This is a genomic window from Mucilaginibacter sp. SG564 (assembly GCF_013149275.1).
In the GTDB taxonomy this organism is placed as follows: Bacteria; Bacteroidota; Bacteroidia; order Sphingobacteriales; family Sphingobacteriaceae; genus Mucilaginibacter.
In genome coordinates this window covers 114989-131439 of record NZ_JABGNA010000008.1, presented here as the reverse complement: position 1 = coordinate 131439, position 16451 = coordinate 114989, and the positions used below count along the sequence as shown (strand labels likewise).

At 39.1% G+C, this 16451-nt stretch carries 21 protein-coding genes; 7 read left to right on the top strand and 14 right to left on the bottom strand.

Features of this window, described 5'->3' with window-relative positions; genetic code table 11:
* The first annotated feature begins 140 nt into the window (after positions 1 to 140).
* On the top strand, positions 141 to 608 hold the full coding sequence (locus tag FHW89_RS19075) for a hypothetical protein (RefSeq protein ID WP_172336644.1): 468 nt from the start codon (positions 141 to 143) through the stop codon (positions 606 to 608).
* 76 nt (positions 609 to 684) lie between these two features.
* Here FHW89_RS19075 and FHW89_RS19070 read toward each other — a convergent pair whose 3' ends face one another.
* Positions 685 to 1500 carry an N-acetylmuramoyl-L-alanine amidase gene (locus FHW89_RS19070; RefSeq protein WP_172336643.1) on the bottom strand — a complete coding sequence of 272 codons (816 nt, stop codon included), beginning with the start codon at positions 1498 to 1500 and terminating at the stop codon, positions 685 to 687.
* A gap of 323 nt (positions 1501 to 1823) precedes the next feature.
* Between FHW89_RS19070 and FHW89_RS19065 the strand changes: the two genes are divergently transcribed.
* On the top strand, positions 1824 to 2651 hold the full coding sequence (locus tag FHW89_RS19065) for an alpha/beta fold hydrolase (RefSeq protein ID WP_172336642.1): 828 nt from the start codon (positions 1824 to 1826) through the stop codon (positions 2649 to 2651).
* A gap of 8 nt (positions 2652 to 2659) precedes the next feature.
* Here the strand turns inward: FHW89_RS19065 and FHW89_RS19060 are convergent, their stop codons facing one another.
* The 5 genes from FHW89_RS19060 to FHW89_RS19040 form a co-directional block, all read right to left on the bottom strand.
* On the bottom strand, positions 2660 to 3451 hold the full coding sequence (locus tag FHW89_RS19060) for a hypothetical protein (protein WP_172336641.1): 792 nt from the start codon (positions 3449 to 3451) through the stop codon (positions 2660 to 2662).
* A gap of 169 nt (positions 3452 to 3620) precedes the next feature.
* Entirely contained in the window at positions 3621 to 3869 is a 249-nt protein-coding gene (locus FHW89_RS19055) for a hypothetical protein (protein WP_172336640.1), read from the bottom strand.
* A 258-nt stretch (positions 3870 to 4127) separates the two neighbouring features.
* Complete coding sequence (locus FHW89_RS19050) at positions 4128 to 4409, bottom strand: YciI family protein (RefSeq protein ID WP_172336639.1); 282 nt, start codon at positions 4407 to 4409, stop codon at positions 4128 to 4130.
* Between the two features lie 44 nt (positions 4410 to 4453).
* On the bottom strand, positions 4454 to 4822 hold the full coding sequence (locus tag FHW89_RS19045) for a VOC family protein (protein ID WP_172336638.1): 369 nt from the start codon (positions 4820 to 4822) through the stop codon (positions 4454 to 4456).
* Positions 4823 to 4872: 50 nt separating this feature from the next.
* Positions 4873 to 5463: a TetR/AcrR family transcriptional regulator gene (locus tag FHW89_RS19040; protein WP_172336637.1), complete on the bottom strand. Its 591-nt coding sequence runs from the start codon at positions 5461 to 5463 to the stop codon at positions 4873 to 4875.
* A 654-nt stretch (positions 5464 to 6117) separates the two neighbouring features.
* On the opposite strand from FHW89_RS19040, the gene FHW89_RS19035 reads away from it, so the two are divergent.
* Positions 6118 to 8349 (top strand): tetratricopeptide repeat protein, encoded by a 2232-nt coding sequence (locus FHW89_RS19035; RefSeq protein WP_172336636.1) that lies wholly within the window; start codon positions 6118 to 6120, stop codon positions 8347 to 8349.
* A 76-nt stretch (positions 8350 to 8425) separates the two neighbouring features.
* Here the strand turns inward: FHW89_RS19035 and FHW89_RS19030 are convergent, their stop codons facing one another.
* Together FHW89_RS19030 and FHW89_RS19025 are read right to left on the bottom strand one after the other, a co-directional pair.
* Entirely contained in the window at positions 8426 to 8785 is a 360-nt protein-coding gene (locus FHW89_RS19030; RefSeq protein WP_172336635.1) for a helix-turn-helix domain-containing protein, read from the bottom strand.
* Between the two features lie 103 nt (positions 8786 to 8888).
* Positions 8889 to 9194, bottom strand: coding sequence for a hypothetical protein (locus tag FHW89_RS19025; protein ID WP_172336634.1), 306 nt, complete (start codon positions 9192 to 9194; stop codon positions 8889 to 8891).
* A 215-nt stretch (positions 9195 to 9409) separates the two neighbouring features.
* Between FHW89_RS19025 and FHW89_RS19020 the strand changes: the two genes are divergently transcribed.
* The gene (locus FHW89_RS19020; protein ID WP_172336633.1) at positions 9410 to 9748 is read left to right on the top strand and encodes a hypothetical protein; all 339 of its coding nucleotides are present in this window, start codon (positions 9410 to 9412) and stop codon (positions 9746 to 9748) included.
* A 152-nt stretch (positions 9749 to 9900) separates the two neighbouring features.
* On the opposite strand, the gene FHW89_RS19015 is transcribed toward FHW89_RS19020, so the two are convergent.
* Both FHW89_RS19015 and FHW89_RS19010 read right to left on the bottom strand, forming a co-directional pair.
* Positions 9901 to 10314: a hypothetical protein gene (locus FHW89_RS19015; RefSeq protein WP_172336632.1), complete on the bottom strand. Its 414-nt coding sequence runs from the start codon at positions 10312 to 10314 to the stop codon at positions 9901 to 9903.
* A 50-nt stretch (positions 10315 to 10364) separates the two neighbouring features.
* The gene (locus FHW89_RS19010) at positions 10365 to 10547 is read right to left on the bottom strand and encodes a hypothetical protein (protein ID WP_172336631.1); all 183 of its coding nucleotides are present in this window, start codon (positions 10545 to 10547) and stop codon (positions 10365 to 10367) included.
* Positions 10548 to 10744: 197 nt separating this feature from the next.
* On the opposite strand from FHW89_RS19010, the gene FHW89_RS19005 reads away from it, so the two are divergent.
* Positions 10745 to 11446, top strand: coding sequence for a S24 family peptidase (locus tag FHW89_RS19005; protein ID WP_172336630.1), 702 nt, complete (start codon positions 10745 to 10747; stop codon positions 11444 to 11446).
* 80 nt (positions 11447 to 11526) lie between these two features.
* Here the strand turns inward: FHW89_RS19005 and FHW89_RS19000 are convergent, their stop codons facing one another.
* A complete protein-coding gene (locus FHW89_RS19000) occupies positions 11527 to 11832 on the bottom strand; it encodes a hypothetical protein (protein ID WP_172336629.1) in 306 nt (101 codons plus the stop codon).
* 506 nt (positions 11833 to 12338) lie between these two features.
* Here FHW89_RS19000 and FHW89_RS18995 point away from each other — a divergent pair.
* Both FHW89_RS18995 and FHW89_RS18990 read left to right on the top strand, forming a co-directional pair.
* Entirely contained in the window at positions 12339 to 12839 is a 501-nt protein-coding gene (locus tag FHW89_RS18995; RefSeq protein ID WP_172336628.1) for a GNAT family N-acetyltransferase, read from the top strand.
* A gap of 237 nt (positions 12840 to 13076) precedes the next feature.
* On the top strand, positions 13077 to 13433 hold the full coding sequence (locus FHW89_RS18990) for a DUF2489 domain-containing protein (RefSeq protein ID WP_172336627.1): 357 nt from the start codon (positions 13077 to 13079) through the stop codon (positions 13431 to 13433).
* 93 nt (positions 13434 to 13526) lie between these two features.
* Here FHW89_RS18990 and FHW89_RS18985 read toward each other — a convergent pair whose 3' ends face one another.
* The 3 genes from FHW89_RS18985 to FHW89_RS18975 form a co-directional block, all read right to left on the bottom strand.
* Complete coding sequence (locus FHW89_RS18985) at positions 13527 to 13826, bottom strand: RNA-binding protein (RefSeq protein WP_172336626.1); 300 nt, start codon at positions 13824 to 13826, stop codon at positions 13527 to 13529.
* Positions 13827 to 13989: 163 nt separating this feature from the next.
* Complete coding sequence (locus tag FHW89_RS18980) at positions 13990 to 14583, bottom strand: hypothetical protein (RefSeq protein WP_172336625.1); 594 nt, start codon at positions 14581 to 14583, stop codon at positions 13990 to 13992.
* Positions 14584 to 14750: 167 nt separating this feature from the next.
* Positions 14751 to 16004 (bottom strand): BamA/TamA family outer membrane protein, encoded by a 1254-nt coding sequence (locus FHW89_RS18975; RefSeq protein ID WP_172336624.1) that lies wholly within the window; start codon positions 16002 to 16004, stop codon positions 14751 to 14753.
* Between the last annotated feature and the right edge of the window lie 447 nt (positions 16005 to 16451).

The window sequence follows — 16451 nt, the reverse complement described above, 5'->3', positions numbered from 1 at the left end:
CGTACAGTATCCAAAAAGCACGATAATGTTCATAAAACGACAATAAAAATTACTCTTTATGAAAACTTTTTACGCGTAGCAACGTTAAGTTTGCGATAATTAACTAAAACACTAAAAATTTGTAAACTTAAAAAGTTACTATGAACATCAACAATTATTATACAAAAGCAGTAATGCTGGTTATTTCATTAGGATTGATCACTGTGCTACAATCATGTACTAAAAGTAGCGAACTCCCTGATGCTACAGACGATACCAACCTGTTAGGCGCATGGAAAATGACTATACACCGGGCCCCAAAGGGCGATAGCGTACAAACCGTTTCTTTTTATGAAGGACAGTTTGCAACCTTTCAAACCGATGTTTATGCCACTCCTTTAACTACCAGTGCAACCAGCACACTTTACAAAGCAACGTATAATACCAGCGGCACTGTACTTTATGTTAATTTGAATCAGCAATTAAGTTCCTTAGATCCTAATAGTAGCGGTACGCCTGTAAACCAAACCCTTTTTAACAAGCTTCCGTACAAAATAAGCGCAAGCCAGGATACACTTACGGTTACTTCTGGCAGCAACGCATTGAAGTATGTGAAAGTGAAGCAATAAAACACATTCCATTTTAAACAAAAAAGCCGGACCATAAAGGTCTGGCTTTTTTGTTTAAACGATACCAATATTTAACTTATCTGCCCTCCAGGTTATCTCTGTATTGTTTCAGTGCTCTTAAAATAGACCTGGCTATTTCAGTTTGGCCCGAGCTTGAATTTAGATATTCCTCGTCAGATGCATTATTGATAAAACCGGTTTCAACCAATACAGCGGGCATACCACTTTGTGCCAGTACCAATACCCCCTGCTCCTTTACCCCATGGCTGCGACGGCCATCCGTTTTTTTAAATTCATGATCAACCAGGTCGCCAAACTGAATGCTCTGCTTACGGTACTTTTGCTGAAAGGCATTCAGCACAATGGTATTTACCACCGCATCGCTGCCATAACCGTTGTATTTATCCTTGTAATCCTTTTCAATATAAATAGAGGCGTTTTCGCGCAGGGCTTCGCGCTGTTCCTGGCTGCGGTGAAAACCATAAACCAGCAGCAGGGTTCCCCGCTCGGTACTGCGTTTTTGAGGCGATGAGTTGCAATGAATGGATATAAACAAGTTGCCATGATTGTCATTAGCAATATCGGCGCGTTTATGCAGCTCTACAAAAACATCGGTACTGCGAGTCATTACTACCTTAACGCCGCTCATTTCGTCGTTAATCAAATCGCGCAGCTTTTTGGCAATGCTGAGGGCCACATTTTTTTCTTTAGAATAAGCACCATGCGCGCCCGGGTCTTTACCGCCGTGCCCGGCATCAACAATTACCGTTTTAAATTTAAACGTGCTGTGGCTGGTAGCATCCTGTGCAAAAGAGCTATTAATGCAAAACAAGCCAGCTATAAAAAACAGAATAAAAGCTATATAATTACTTTTTAGGTAAATGGCAGGCATGAATATTATATTGGTATAGGTAGTAAAACATTTCTTTTTAATTACATTATTAGAGTATTGTTTTACGTGTTTAGTTTAAAAGTATTTAAATTAATATGGCAAAGGTAATATTACTTAACGTGTTAGCACAGCTTTTTATACTTTCGGTTATTAATATATTTCAAGTAATCATACATTTACGGGGTCGGCGCCATCATTGTATGTGCCGATTACAACTCTTATTTTAACCTTTATGAAACTATCATGAACTAAATGTTCACAAACCGGAATGAGTAATACGGCTCATGATAGCTTCATTACCTTTAAAAAAACAATTTACACTAATGAAAATTCAAAAATCACGCTACCTATTATTTGCCTGCTTATTAGGAATATTTTCTGCAAGCAATGCCCAGGTAAAAACACCCTATGGTGATAACACCGCGGCAGGGAAATACTATAATGTACGTGGCATAAAACTGTATACCGAAGTTTACGGCAGCGGTAAACCACTACTGCTGATACATGGCAACGGGGGCAGTATGGGTAATTTTGCCGGTACCATCCCCTATTTTGCCAAAAAATATAAGGTTATTGCTGTGGATAGCCGGGCGCATGGCAAATCAAAAGATAGTCGTGATTCTTTAAGTTTTGAAATGATGGCCGATGATTTTGCAGGTTTGCTGGATGCGATGCATGTTGATTCGGCCTATGTTATTGGCTGGAGCGATGGGGGTATTAACGCGCTTGAACTGGCCATGCGTCATCCTGATAAAGTAATTAAACTGGCTGCTACCGGCGCCAATTTATGGCCCGATTCTACCGGGCTTATCCCCTCGTACTGGAAACAGGAACAAAAGGATTACGAAGCCAAAAAGAATACGGTATTTAAAACTGCCAAAGAAAAAAACGACTGGAAGGTATTTCTGCTCGATTGGTTTCAACCCAATATTAAGCTTGCGGAGTTAAAAGCAATTAAATGCCCCTCACTGATCATCGGTGGCGATCATGATCTGATCCCCACGCAGCATACGGTACTTATTGCACAAAACATTCCCAATGCTTATTTATGGATAGTGCCCAACTCAGGCCACGGTACACTGATTGAGCACCGGGATGAGTTTAACCAAAAGGTTGATGAGTTTTTTACAACCCCGTTTAAGAAGCGATGACACTGTATTTAAAATTTATAAACAAGCGAAGCTAAGCCGGTAACCGAGGTATAAAATGTACCACCACTGTTGTTCGCTTTTTTTAGCGGGGCATAAAAATTATAGGTCGATTCCACACTTACACCAATGTGATCGCTAATGCCAAAGATCAAGCCCAAACGGGGAGCTACATAAAAATTCTTACGCTCGGGAGTCACTACGCTACCTCCCTGATCGCTATTGGGGTCAAAAATCAGGTAGGAGTAATCGGTATAATAGCCACCCAGGTTAGCGCCGCCATACAATCTTGCTCCATCGGCTATATCAACGTTATAAACAACACTTGCATAACCCGAGAATACCCTGTAGTTGGAAAAAACAGTAATTGGGCCCTGGTCCGGGGTGCCATTATCTTGCTCGTTCGCAATTTCGATGGTTATTTTTTCGGGATTAAAAGCGTCTTTAGGCTGATAATTATGATAGCCCACGTTAAGGCTTATGGTAAATTTATCCATAAAACGTGCCACCCCTAAATTAAATGCCGCGGAGGGTTTATAAATATCCTTGAAATAATTCAGAGGGGCGTCAATACCGGCACCAAACGTAACAGCATAGCCCGATTCAAAATTATTGCCACCGCCGCTACCACTGCCGCCGCCCCAGGTTAACGCTTCGTGCGATCGGTGCTGCCCCATAACCTTCCCGAAAAAGCAGGTAAACATTAAAATTAACACTGTTTTTAAATAAGGCGCAGCTTTAAACGGGTTCCTGTTAAGGCGCATAAAGCCAACGGTGCAAGGGTTAAATTGATCAAGGTTCATTACAGTAAAAATATAAAAAAACCTTAATTCATTACTATAAGTACAAATATTACCTCATTTAACCGTGGCAACAAAAAATAAAGCCCGGCTTAAATATACCGGGCATAAGGGTATCAAATAATATAGGTTTATAATTGGCTTATATTTTTATAGCACCAGCTATGCAAATTTAATTTATCCCTAAAACGGGATCAGACTCCTGCGATACCTGTACATTGTTACTACTCCGCTCCTGCCTTTGATGGTACCAGATACCTATTGTGCAAATGGCAACAGTTAATAATAAAAAGCCCTCTACATACAGATGGGTTGGGGAGATCCGCTTCACCGGGAATATAAATAGTGATGAAAGATCCGGAATAAGTAATCCCAGCAGCGGGAAACTCGAGAATATTCTAAAAATCGCTATTTCCTCCATAACTAATAATTTGATATCCCTAATCTACACCTTTTGGGAATACGATGCAAATTATTTTGCTTAAAAAGTAAAATAATATTTCAAACAGGTTAATTTTACATCGTTTTATCGAAATATTTTAATTATTTACGAATAAAACTTGCGTAAATATTTCCATTTTGGCATTATTATTACACGTAAGCAGTCCAAATATTCATTATTTTGAATATAAATCGATTTATTTAAAATATCATTAAAAATGATACGGCTTAATCAGCATCAAAAAGGCATGGCCCTTACCAATTCAAACACATTATTGCGTACGGCCGGGTCGTTATCTATAATTTGCTCCAGTTCCGTATCTGACGATACATACACAATAATAAAATTACGGGCCTGGTTCCAAAAATTACCACTTAACAATACTTTACCCATATTTTTAAGGTTTTCATAATAGCTAATACGTTCATTTACAAAAGCGTGCTGTGTGTTTGCAATTTCTTTCTCCTGAAAAAACAGCATAACATGGTGGGGTGCTTTATAAGCCGATGCTTCTACCATAAGATGAAATAATTTAAATTTTTGATTTAACTTTCGATTAATTGTTACACGTGGCAGGTAACTTCTGTAAGCAAATTTCCGGGCGCGTTAAAGTAAAAACCAAAGCTGCCACGTAAACTACCGGGCGGATGCTCCGTAGCATATCCACCGGCAATCAGCCGGTTATATATATTTGTTACCTGATCCCTATCGTCAACAAAAAATCCGATATGGAAGGCGTCGGGATAAGCGGTGTTACCATTGCGGTTAAAGCTATTGGCCATTAGTACCAAAGTAAAGCCATCCGCGCCCTGTAAAACGGCTAATAGGTTATCGCCCTTTACTTCAACACATTTAAAATTAAAATACTGCTCAAAAAAGCTGATGCAGGCGGCTACATCGGTTACGGGCAGGTTTATATGATTTAGTTTCATGGTTATTAAAATTATAAGTGAATGTTCATTTATTTATATAGCTAAATTTTTTAAGGTTTTAGCGCCTTTAATACCAATTGAAGGGTTTGCATAAGTAAAGCTTCCGTAAGTTCAAATTTATTATTAACGTAGCTATTACCCTGGTGATGGTATTTTACCAGCTGGTATAATGGCGCAAATGCTATGGACCAGTATACCTCAAATGGCAATGGTATCAATTGCTTTTTTTTGATGGAGTTTTCCATAAATGGTCCTAAAATCGCCCCAAAATTGGTAGTAAGCGCCTTGCTTACCTCCTGGTAATAATGCGTGTACCGCATTATTTCAATAAACTCCATTTCGGCCGGAAACTTTACAAAGTAATCCATCCTGTTTGTCCATTGTATTTTAAGGCCATCGGCAAAATCCATTTCCGGCGAAAAATCTTTAAAACTAAAATCCATCATTTTACCGGCCACATCAATACAAAGCCTAATGATCAGATCATCTTTATCCTTGTAATAAATGTAGATAGTAGCCGGTGATACACCCGCAGCCTTTGCCAGTTTGTGTACACTAAAACCATCAATTCCATGAGCTACTATGATCTCAATGGCTTTTTGGCGTATTAGCTGTTCCTTATTTTCGTCGCGTGGTCTCATATTTTCATTACAAATATAAATGAACATTCATTCATTTAAAAATAAATTTGAAAATATTTTTCCTCCCCTTATTCACTCCCTTTTCATACTCTAAAAACTTTTTTAAAAAATTTGAAAACTTTTTTTTATCTGGATTGTAGTACGAATTAGTTTGTTTTTTTATTTAAATAATAATGATTTAATGCGTACCTTAGCATTATCATACTAAATGTTAATAATTATGGAGAAATTAATAATATTAAGAATGTTCTTTTGTTTTCCATTATTTGGATTACTCCTGCCAGATGCAGGTATTTTGATCTCCAATACTCCGGGCCATATCCCCCTTATTCATTTTATTATTGAAATTTTTGCTATTTCCTGTATTCTCATTTGCACGGCATTTATCTTTTATAATAAAAGACGCGTCCAAAACCACGCAGACAAAACAAACGAAGCATCCTACTTCTAAGCTCCACCCTGCTTACCTATAGGTTAATTACTCCTGTCGAATATTGTCTCAAAAATTAATTCTGGGGTTTTTATACCCCAAATACGCTTAACTCAATGTTATAAACCGTTTTTAAAACTCTATTTTAAGCGTTTTTATTTTCGGTATGGCCTTTGTTGTGTGCTGTATTAGTTTTACTGAAACTTGAAAACCGGTATTCATCAATGAAAAAACTTTTACTCCTTATCCTGTTCCCTTTTGGCGCATTTGCCCAAACGGCAAATACCTATATACAAAATGGCAATGCCCGGGCCAATGCAAAAGATTACAATGCCGCCGTACAGGAATTTACCAAAGCCATACAATTGAACGATGGTAACAATGAGGCTTATTTTTACCGTGCAAATGCTTATGGTAACCTTAAAAATTATGAGGCCGCCATTGCCGATTATACTAAAACCATAAGCCTAAGACCAAATTTCGCTACAGCGTATTATTACAAGGCCAATGCCGAAAGCAACTTAGGCAGTTACCACAATGCTATTGATGATTTTAATAAAGCCATCGCGCTTGAACCGCAGAACGCGAAAATGTTCCAGTACCGTGGCAGTGCCAAATCAAATCTGCAGGATTACGCGGGTGCCATTGCCGATTTTTCTTTTGCCTTAAAACTTAATCCCAATAATGCCGAGCTATATGAATACCGGGGCCTGGCCAAAAACAACAAAGGTGATTTTACCGGCGCCATTAGTGATTATACTACGGCTATAAAACTAAACCCGCAAAAAGGCGACTTATACAGATACCGGGCAGACACCAAGGCAAGCATCAATGACTATAACGGGGCTGTGGCCGATTATACTACAGCCTTAACTGTTAACCCTCAAAATGCTGAAGCTTACCTTTACCGGGCAAACACCAAAGGAAACCTTGGCGATTATAAAGGCGCGGTTGACGATTATAAAAAAGCAGCGGCACTGAATCCTAATCTCAAAAACCTGTTCTTTTACATGGCCAATGCCGAAAATAACATGGGCGACAGCAAAGGGGCGCTTGATTACTTTAATAAAGCCGTTACTCAATACCCCAACAGGGCCGATGTATATTTATACCGGGGACTGGTAAAAAGCAACCTGAAGGATTACAACGGTGCTATGGACGATCTGGACCATGCTATAGCACTCGATCCTAAAAATCCGGATGCTTACCAAAACCGCTCTGCCGTTAAACTGGAGCTTAATGATGGTGAGGGCGCCAAATCAGATGCGGATAGCGCCATATTGTTAAACCCGCAAAGTTTAAAGGCTTATATAAGCCGCAGCAAGGCAAAAATGGCTTTAAAAGATACTGCCGGTGTAATAGCCGATCTTACACAGGCTATCAATATCAATAACAAAAGCGATGAGGCATACCTGGTGCGTGGCGATGCCTATCGTAACCTGGGCAACAGGCAGGCTGCTATACGTGATTATACTACGGCCATACAGGTAAACCCCAATTATACCTATGCCTATTTAAACCGGGGCATCGAAAAAGATAAGACTAATGACCATGCCGGAGCTGTAAAAGATTTTGAAAAACTTTTATCCATTTCGCCGCAGCGCCAGGACGTTTATACACGCCTGGGCCGGGTGACCGATTTTTTCAAATACACTACAAAAGGTGTGTCGTTGTTTACAACAGCCATTAGCTTAAACCCAGCAAACTCCAATTTTTATCTTTTCAGGGGCGAAGCGAAGGCTGCCGCAGGCGACATGCAAGGCGCCATGGCCGATTATGACGCCGGAATTGTTAAAAACCCTAAAAACATTTCTATACTGTTAAAACGCGGCCTTAACCGTGCCGACCTCCTGGATAACAGTGGCGCACTGGCCGATTTTAGCGCAGCTATAAAAATTGATTCCATTTCTGATTCTTCGGCAGTGGTATATCAGAACCGCGGGCATATCCAGTTCAGGTTAAAAAACTATAAGGCAGCCCTGGCCGATCTGGATAAAGCGGTGGCCATTTACTCTAATGACGAAACTTTTCTGTTCAGAGGCGATGTTAAACTAGCCTTGAAAGATTATGCCGGGGCGGCAGATGATTATCATAACGCTACTTATATCAATAACAATAATGCCAAAGCCTATGCCCATAGCAGTATTGCCAAAAGTAAACAGGGCGATGAGCAAGGCTCAACCGAGGATTTTGACAACGCCTTAAAATTTGGCGACGGCGCCTACGTATATACCGATCTGGCCGAGTTAAAACTTGACCTTGGTGACGCGCAAGGCGCGCTTAGTGATTGCGTTACCGCTATAACCCTAAACACTAAATATGCGGGCGCCTATTTACAAATGGCACTCACCAAAATAGCCCTAAACCAAAAAGCAGAAGCCTGTACCAATTTTAACAAAGCCGTTGAACTGGGTTTAAAAAAGGCAACTATCATAGCTAGCCGCTATTGCCGGTAAAAACCTCGCAATAAAATAAAAAGGCCATCCCTTACAAGGATGGCCTTTTTATTATTTCAATTTTTTAACTGTAAAACTATCCGGCTTTTTTATCCACCTGTAAATGATCGCGCAGTTCTTTGATCTCCATTTCGTAGGCACGCATACGGGCATGTAAAATATCTACTTCGGTGCGCATCATCTGGATCTCGGTAATCAGTTTAGCCGATTCGGGCTTGTCTATCTTTTTTTCGCCGGTACCTAAAATAAGCCACTCTGGCGAATATTTTAGTTGAAAGCAAAGCTTACGGATCAAATAATAGCTGATATCCTGCTTTTGATTGATCACTTTACTGATAAAACCCTGGTCAACCCCTATGGCACCTGCAAGGGCCAGCTGCCCGCCATGCTCCTTTACAATCACTTTTAACCGTTTTATTATTGCTTCGTCAGACATATGCAACTGCAATAATAAACAATTTGTTTATTTGGCAAATATTTATTTACTTTTTGATATCACCGCCCACGCCAATGCTCAGGCATCCTATAAATAATCATCGCTACTCCATCCTTTTCAGCAATTCATTAAGCTCATTATTATAGGCTTGCATGCTTATTTGCCCACGATTATAATCGGCAGTTATTTTTTTGAGTTGATCGCCCATTTCACTTTTGGCCGAATGCCGGGTTATCACCTCATTCAAGCGGTTAACCTTTTGCTTTAAACTTTCCATGAGCAGCAGCGGCTCCACATCACTGATTTTTTTTAGCAGCATTTTTTGCTTATGGCGTTGCTGTTTATCAAATTTTAAAATAAGATAAACCACCAGCGAGCCTACGATCAGAAAAAAATAAAAAAAACTCATCACATCAATACATTTATATATCACCTGTTATTACGACATTTTTAATCAATAGGTTACCTTTTCTTTAACCACATATAAAAACTGTGGTTTAATCTTTACTTAACCATTGCATAATTTATTCGTGATATTTTTCAATTGCGGTTTAAAAAGCGGTACTTTGTAGTGTATTATGGCTGCGTGTAAAATAAAACGCAACTCAAATAGCATATACGATCATGAAACCAGGAGACAAAGTAATTTGCGTAAATGATAGGATAGATCCTGAGAAAAGCGAAGAAATAAGAAGGGATTTTGAGATCTGGATAACCAAGGACAAGGAATATACCATCCGCGAAATATTGGATAATAATGGTATAGTAACCGGCGTATTATTAGATGAGGTACACAATTTTCCCAAATTTTTTAAGCTGATTAACCGTTTCCAGGAACCGGCTTTCGCTCAATGGCGTTTCCGCAAGTTGAACTACGCCAGCCAGCCAGCCGAGGCCATCAGTGAGGTTGAGGAATTAGTAGAGGTGGAAAAAGAAGAGAAACAACAGGTAAGGGTAAAATAACCGATCGCTGCAGGGCGATATCAACCTCTGTAATTTCACACATTATATTTAAACCAAAAAGCGCCTTAGATAAGGTTATTTCCTTCGCTAAGACGCTTCTTTTTACTATGTAAAATATGCTATTTGGCATAATAAAATACATAAAAACGAGCTTAATCATAAATACGGGCAGCTTCGGTTTCAACAAGCTGGGTTAGTATCGTTTTTAACACAGCTTCGCGGGCCCATTGCTGCTCAATAACGGCAGCATCGTTCTGATACCATTTAAGCGGGGTATTTATTTCAATACGCGCCTGGTATACAAAGTTTTTAGTTGGGTGCATTTTACTGCCCTCATAGCTGTTCAGCCCTTCGCTTTTGATTATTTTGGCAAATTCACGTGCCCTAATATCTACCTGCAGGCACTCATCGAGTGAGTTTTTGTAGTCCTGCTTATCTTCCAGCCAAAGGGTAAGCGTATCATCATTTAAATCATGGTCGGCAATGGCTATCCGGCTGTAATTATAGTCCACTGATATAATAAGCCACCATAATTGATCTTTTAGTTTCTGTGCGATTTTTATCATTGTATTGTTTTTTTGTTTACTGAATAAGGTGTATTGTGTTGGGCGATGAGCTATCGGAAAGCGGGTGTCCAGCCGGGGATATACTTTTGTATAGCAGCTATTTCATTACTATACTTTGCGCAAGTTTCGATATACGCCTGGTAGCGTATAACACGTTCATGATTGGGGGGAACGGTGGAATTTTGCTGTTGCTGATCATCTTGTTTTTGAATGGCGGAGTAGGCTATATACATGGTAAATTTGTTTACAATTCTGGTATTCTTGAAAGTTGATTTCGATAATTGAATTTTTCTGTAATAAAAATTCTTTAATTTCTTTACTAAATATGTTTGCAATTGTAAAAAATTGCCGTACTTTAGTAGAATCAACAGAACAAATATACAGAATAATCTTTATTTAAATAAAGAAATATCTTTAAAAAGTTATCAACATGGACGAGACCCCAAAAGCCAGCAAAATCAAAACCATACGCCCGGAAACACTGGAGTTTATTATACTTTATAATCAACTTAAGGGAAAAGCATTTATAGGAAATGCCCAATTATCCGAAGTTCTTGGGTTTAATTCGCCAAGCTCCATTACCGAGATTATAAAAAGCCGCCAGAACATCGATCCAGAAAAACTCAGAATATTTAAAGAAACATACAGCGAATTCATCACGGGTTCAAAAGCAGGTGTTATTCAAGAAAAAAATACAGAGAAAAAAACAGAAGACGGCATCCCTATGTATGAGATCTCGGCTACCGCATCAGGGGTTGAGGTTTATAATGATATTAATGATTCCATGCCGGTTGGCCGTATGAATTTTCCGGGAATTGAGGATTGCGACTTTGCTTTACCCGTTTGGGGCCACTCTATGTACCCCTATCTGGAAAACGGCTGCTGGGTAGCGCTTAAGGTGATACATGATAAAAAGATACTTCCGGGCGAGGTATACTATATTGAATGGGGCGAATACCGCATGTACAAAAGACTGCTGGCCGGCGATAGCGCAGAAGAAGTAGTTGCCCATTCAGATAACACTACAGAAATGATTGGCAACCGGCTCAAATACGCTCCGTTTATCATCAAAATAGCCGACATTAAAAAACTTTGCCTGGTGAAAGATATTCATAAAAAGCACAATCATTAATGTTTAACATCATAAGCCTGTGAGTGTAAACCCCGCGCTTATGATGTTTTATACTACACTATTAAATAAGTGGCTTGTTTCTAAATAAGTGGCTTGTTTCCCTGCTCAATCCGGAAGATCATGCAATCTAAATCTGTTTTTATATTTTCAAGAACCTCTGCCAGGTTTGCCTTAGACAAATCATTTCTAAATTCATCGCGTTTAGTGTTGGCAATATATTGCAGGTATGTTGTAATCATAAGCGCATGTTTATTATCCAGGCGGGCACCGTCATACGCTATTATTTTAAACAGCTGCTCCAAATGGGTGTAATAATTACGTATGGTCAATTGCTCTAACCCCTCCGACTCACGTTTAAGCCATTTTAAAAATTCAACAAGGGTCATGGTTTATGTATTTAAAGGAATTATTTTGCCGTTCGATAGTAAATATATAAACAATGAGCGATATCATGTGTTCAACTGTCGCAGCTTTATATCAATATATTAGCATCAACATAAAATCCTGCGCGTTTTGAAGTATAAAATTACTATTTTTGAAACTGTAAAATACTGTATAACAAATAAATAAAACCTAACCGATCTTAACACACTACAATTGACATGCTGGCTAAAGCCCTACATTCCATCGATTGCGCATTTAGTGTTGGCAATAAGCTACAGAACATCGCATTTTATAGCATAGTGTTGCTGATGATATGGATAATTGTTGTACAGTTAAAAACCAGGCAACGCAAACCTTATAAATAGCCAGAATTTAACTCCCTCACTATCAATAACTGTCCCTCGCATATAATTAAAAACTGGCCAATTGCAGGTATATATTAACTAAAATTGAGTGATCTAAAATTCTATTTTTATAATTTGGCGGCCAATTACATCGTAAACATTTTATGCCGATCCGCCTCGCTACGCTACAAGACATCCCTCAGATCATGGAACTTATTGCCGAAGTTGTACCCGCCATGATTGCTTCCGGTAACCTTCAATGGGACAATAACTACCCTAATGTTGCCGTATTCACAGATGATATTAACAAAACCCAGCTTTGGGTAGCCGAGGCCGAAGGACAAATTGCCGGTATTACCGCCATAACAACCGACCAGGAGCCTGAATATACCAAAGTTGGCTGGGATATAACCGAAGCAGCCGTGGTTACGCATCGCCTTGCAGTAAGCTCTCAATATCGTGGATTGGGGATAGCGGCTGCGCTATTGCAGCAGGCCGAAAACGAAGCACAACGCCGAGGGATTAAAACATTACGCGTAGACACCAATGCCAGCAACCAGGCCACACAAAAGTTATTTCCTAAACTGGGCTATATATATGCCGGCGAAATCGAGCTCGATTTCAGGCCCGGATTAAGATTTTATTGTTATGAAAAACGACTTTAGATTCTTGTAAAAATATAAGTGTGGTATCTTATTCGCGAAAAAAATAAGTTAATCAAGTAGGCATAAAACACAAAAACATGTTTCATTTTTTTAACTGAGAGGCAAAAATTGGATATTTATCAACATTTCCCTGATTTATCAACATTGTAGTAATAAGTAACATATAATACTCATATATTTATTTTAATAATTGCTGCTCATTTGAAGCAACAATAACCCAATTAGAAAACTAAAAAGATGGAACCTGTAATGATGTTTGTAATTACCGCTATTATTGCTGCGATACTTTTAGTTGTATTTAACAAACAACAGGAAAGTAAAGTAAGCAATCACCTGTACACCAATGAGGTACAGAAGATTTATCTGCTTGCCGCTGCTGAATACAAAATTAACATGCTGGAAGAGAATCAGCAGCAATTAAATAATATTACCACTGAACTGGGAATAGCAACCCCAAATATTTCGGCAGAATTAAATCTACTTACTACCGCGCTTGAAAGTGGTGAAATACCACTAAACGAATTAAATTTAAGACTCGACCATTTATTGGATACCGTGAATATACATAGTTCATCCATGGTTCAGGCTTTTTAATTGCAAGGGTTTATTATAAAAATAATAAACCTTCAAACAAAAAAAGCCGGAAAATCCGGCTTTATCAAAAAAGAATAACTTTTAGCTTATCGGTTAATTACGTTTAAACCCGCCTTTTCCGGCTGCGTTACCGCCACCATTAAAGCCCGGCCCCTTGTCTTCCGCAACATTAACAGTAATACGACGACCATAGTAGCTTGCACCATTCATGCACCTTATGGCTTCTTTCGCCTCATTATCGTTAACCATCTCTACAAAACCAAAACCCCTACTCTCTTTTGTTTCGCGATCCTTAATGATCCTGAGCGATTTAACTGGCCCAAAATCACCAAAAACTGCTGTTAATTCGGCCTCATCTACTTCTAAAGGAAGCCCTGCTATAAATACTTTCATTAATCTCCTTAAAATTTCCGTAAAGGTACTAAAAATAGGGCACATTTTGGTCAGGGATGCAAGTATAAGTGCGATATGTTAGTCTTTTTTACCTTTAAATTACGCAATAAAAATTATTAAATGATTATTGAAAAATAAGGCGATGAATTATGGAGGAGTTAAATTATTTAAGCTGGAGTTCAAAACTACCCTCAACTTTGTAAAATGGGGAATTAGCTTTATCGTCCTTAGCTAAAAAGGTAAAGAAGGTACCTTTAGCAATCAGATTATCATTGTTATACTTTTCAATACTGATAGTTCCGAAATCATCCTTACCTCCGTATTTGGTTAATGTATACTGTAATACAGGGCTTTTATCATCTACTTTGAAAAGAAACTGGCTGCCTGCTATTTTATTAACTGTATTAGCCGCAGCAAAACCAGCAGAGCTGATACCAAAGCTCATGGTATGCGCTTTATTTATAGCCGTGATACCAAAATACTTACTGTCGCCGCTATGTACATTGATAAAAGCTACGGAGTCTTTAGCCGCGTCAAAAGTGTAAGTAGAATCTTCAATGGTGATCTTCAGTGTTCCACTGCCTGCTAAAAAGTTTCCAGGGGTATTAACACTCAGGGTTGAGGCGCTATCGGCAGCAGCGATTGACTTATTGGAATCCATACCCTTTACATTCTCATCCTTCTGGCATGACGAGATAGTCACCAGGATGAGCAAAAGAGCAGAGAATAACCATTTAGTAAACCGAATACTGTTCATAGGCTAATAGATGGCTAAATTTAATGATAAATAGTTTTAATTTTATCAATTTGACGACTTTAAGTGAAAATTTAACATTTTTTTACATTTAATCGCCATTATTATTAACCTCGCAAAAAATATGATATTAGTGCATCTATAAAAAAGATAATTATAAAATAATATCTTTAAAATACTTCGCCAACATTAATGAACAAGCCCCTGGATCCTTCGCGACCGAAGCCATAATCGATGGCGATGTTGGTTTTGGATACTTTATTGAGTTTGATGCGCAAACCAGGGCCAAAACCAGGCTGTATACTTTGCAATCCGGAGCCGGGAGCTGCCGAGAATGACTGCGCGTTCACAAAGGCCACTCCTCCCAATAATCCGTTACGGGTGATCTTAAACCTATACTCGCTCTCCAGGTAAACCATCTGCGCTCCCCTGAATCGCCCCTGGATATAGCCACGGCCGGTAGTGTTGTTGGGATCATAACCTGTTGCCGGCAGATCGAGATAAGCTGGACGCCCATTGATCACCAGCCAATCGTACGACCAAAAAGCCAATACGTTATCAGACTCTGCCGGGAGTTTGTAATACTTGCGTACATCGATAATTAAGGAGCGCCACGGACTTGTACTGCCCAGGAACGAATAGTTATCGCGGTATTGCATCGAGGCGTAAAACCCGCGGGAAGGATTTATGGGGTTATCGCGGCTATCAAACAGGGCATTAAAGGTGATCCCTGTCGAAATAGAACGGGTAATGGGCCCGTATCGCCTGTAATCCGAAACCTCGCCATTAAACTGCCCCCGCTCAGACATATTCCACCGGTCATCAAAAATATAGCCCAGGCCTGCGTAAAAATTACCGGAAACCTGCTTCAGCACGGTTTCGGCGAAGCGAAAGAACGAATAATCGAGCGGATTTTCATCGGCCAGATTAGAGTGGCTCCCCAGGCCGTAAGTACTCTGCGGATATTTGTAAAATCTAAGCTCGCCAATAAAGTCAAAATTATTGTCCTTAGTCCAGATGTTTGATAGTAAAGGTATCATTACCTGCTTTTTTTGCGTGTAAGCCGGATTGATGGTAATGGTAGATATACGCGTATTTGGAGCTGTGCGAAAAATAACATTGCCGGATAAAGTACCCGCCAGGTTGGTTTGCAGGGTATACCCTATTGCCGGTACAATGGAGAACACGGGTTTGGTGGTAACAGAGTCGGCCTTAGTTTGCTTGTAGTTTTTATCAAATAAAGATTTAATAACATCAAAAATATCTTTATCAAAGGTAGTATCGGGATGAACAACCATTAAGGTATCCTTATACTTGGGATGCCCCAACGGGATATATCTTTTATCCTGTGCATGTGCTTTTTCATTACCGAAAAAGAAAACTGCTAAAGTAAAAGTAAGAACAAGTATTTTTTGTATACGCATTATGATAGTACCAGGGGTAGATAAATGGTTATCAGGTGCAAAAGTAAAAATAATAAGCCGAAACCTGGTTTAATAAACTAATGTGACCGGCATCAAACAAAGCTCTGGCTAAATTTTATTTTCACAATCCCTATTTACCTTTGTTAAGACTTATAAACACCTATATAGTTACAAAAGTTTTGTTTCGCCCCTGATAACAGCAATCGTTTCTGATTAACAACCAATCACTTATACTAAAATACCAAAATAATTAGCATTTTACATTTTTATTTCCGATATTTGCTATTGATTATTCCATTCGGAATTTTATTCATATTTTTCCGAGCAAGGATTTAGGGAACAAGGAGCAAAGATATTGCTATGTAAATTGAAGATTTTCATCGGCCCTAATTTTACTGACCTTGTCCCTTGTTCTCAAAATCTTTGCTCCAAAAGTCCTAGCTCCAA

Coding starts and splice junctions, on each gene's coding strand:
- FHW89_RS19075 (WP_172336644.1), top strand. CDS start 141: ATGAACATCAACAATTATTATACAAAAGCAGTAATGCTGGTTATTTCA.
- FHW89_RS19070 (WP_172336643.1), bottom strand. CDS start 1,500: ATGCCTGCCATTTACCTAAAAAGTAATTATATAGCTTTTATTCTGTTT.
- FHW89_RS19065 (WP_172336642.1), top strand. CDS start 1,824: ATGAAAATTCAAAAATCACGCTACCTATTATTTGCCTGCTTATTAGGA.
- FHW89_RS19060 (WP_172336641.1), bottom strand. CDS start 3,451: ATGAACCTTGATCAATTTAACCCTTGCACCGTTGGCTTTATGCGCCTT.
- FHW89_RS19055 (WP_172336640.1), bottom strand. CDS start 3,869: ATGGAGGAAATAGCGATTTTTAGAATATTCTCGAGTTTCCCGCTGCTG.
- FHW89_RS19050 (WP_172336639.1), bottom strand. CDS start 4,409: ATGGTAGAAGCATCGGCTTATAAAGCACCCCACCATGTTATGCTGTTT.
- FHW89_RS19045 (WP_172336638.1), bottom strand. CDS start 4,822: ATGAAACTAAATCATATAAACCTGCCCGTAACCGATGTAGCCGCCTGC.
- FHW89_RS19040 (WP_172336637.1), bottom strand. CDS start 5,463: ATGAGACCACGCGACGAAAATAAGGAACAGCTAATACGCCAAAAAGCC.
- FHW89_RS19035 (WP_172336636.1), top strand. CDS start 6,118: ATGAAAAAACTTTTACTCCTTATCCTGTTCCCTTTTGGCGCATTTGCC.
- FHW89_RS19030 (WP_172336635.1), bottom strand. CDS start 8,785: ATGTCTGACGAAGCAATAATAAAACGGTTAAAAGTGATTGTAAAGGAG.
- FHW89_RS19025 (WP_172336634.1), bottom strand. CDS start 9,194: ATGAGTTTTTTTTATTTTTTTCTGATCGTAGGCTCGCTGGTGGTTTAT.
- FHW89_RS19020 (WP_172336633.1), top strand. CDS start 9,410: ATGAAACCAGGAGACAAAGTAATTTGCGTAAATGATAGGATAGATCCT.
- FHW89_RS19015 (WP_172336632.1), bottom strand. CDS start 10,314: ATGATAAAAATCGCACAGAAACTAAAAGATCAATTATGGTGGCTTATT.
- FHW89_RS19010 (WP_172336631.1), bottom strand. CDS start 10,547: ATGTATATAGCCTACTCCGCCATTCAAAAACAAGATGATCAGCAACAG.
- FHW89_RS19005 (WP_172336630.1), top strand. CDS start 10,745: ATGGACGAGACCCCAAAAGCCAGCAAAATCAAAACCATACGCCCGGAA.
- FHW89_RS19000 (WP_172336629.1), bottom strand. CDS start 11,832: ATGACCCTTGTTGAATTTTTAAAATGGCTTAAACGTGAGTCGGAGGGG.
- FHW89_RS18995 (WP_172336628.1), top strand. CDS start 12,339: ATGCCGATCCGCCTCGCTACGCTACAAGACATCCCTCAGATCATGGAA.
- FHW89_RS18990 (WP_172336627.1), top strand. CDS start 13,077: ATGGAACCTGTAATGATGTTTGTAATTACCGCTATTATTGCTGCGATA.
- FHW89_RS18985 (WP_172336626.1), bottom strand. CDS start 13,826: ATGAAAGTATTTATAGCAGGGCTTCCTTTAGAAGTAGATGAGGCCGAA.
- FHW89_RS18980 (WP_172336625.1), bottom strand. CDS start 14,583: ATGAACAGTATTCGGTTTACTAAATGGTTATTCTCTGCTCTTTTGCTC.
- FHW89_RS18975 (WP_172336624.1), bottom strand. CDS start 16,004: ATGCGTATACAAAAAATACTTGTTCTTACTTTTACTTTAGCAGTTTTC.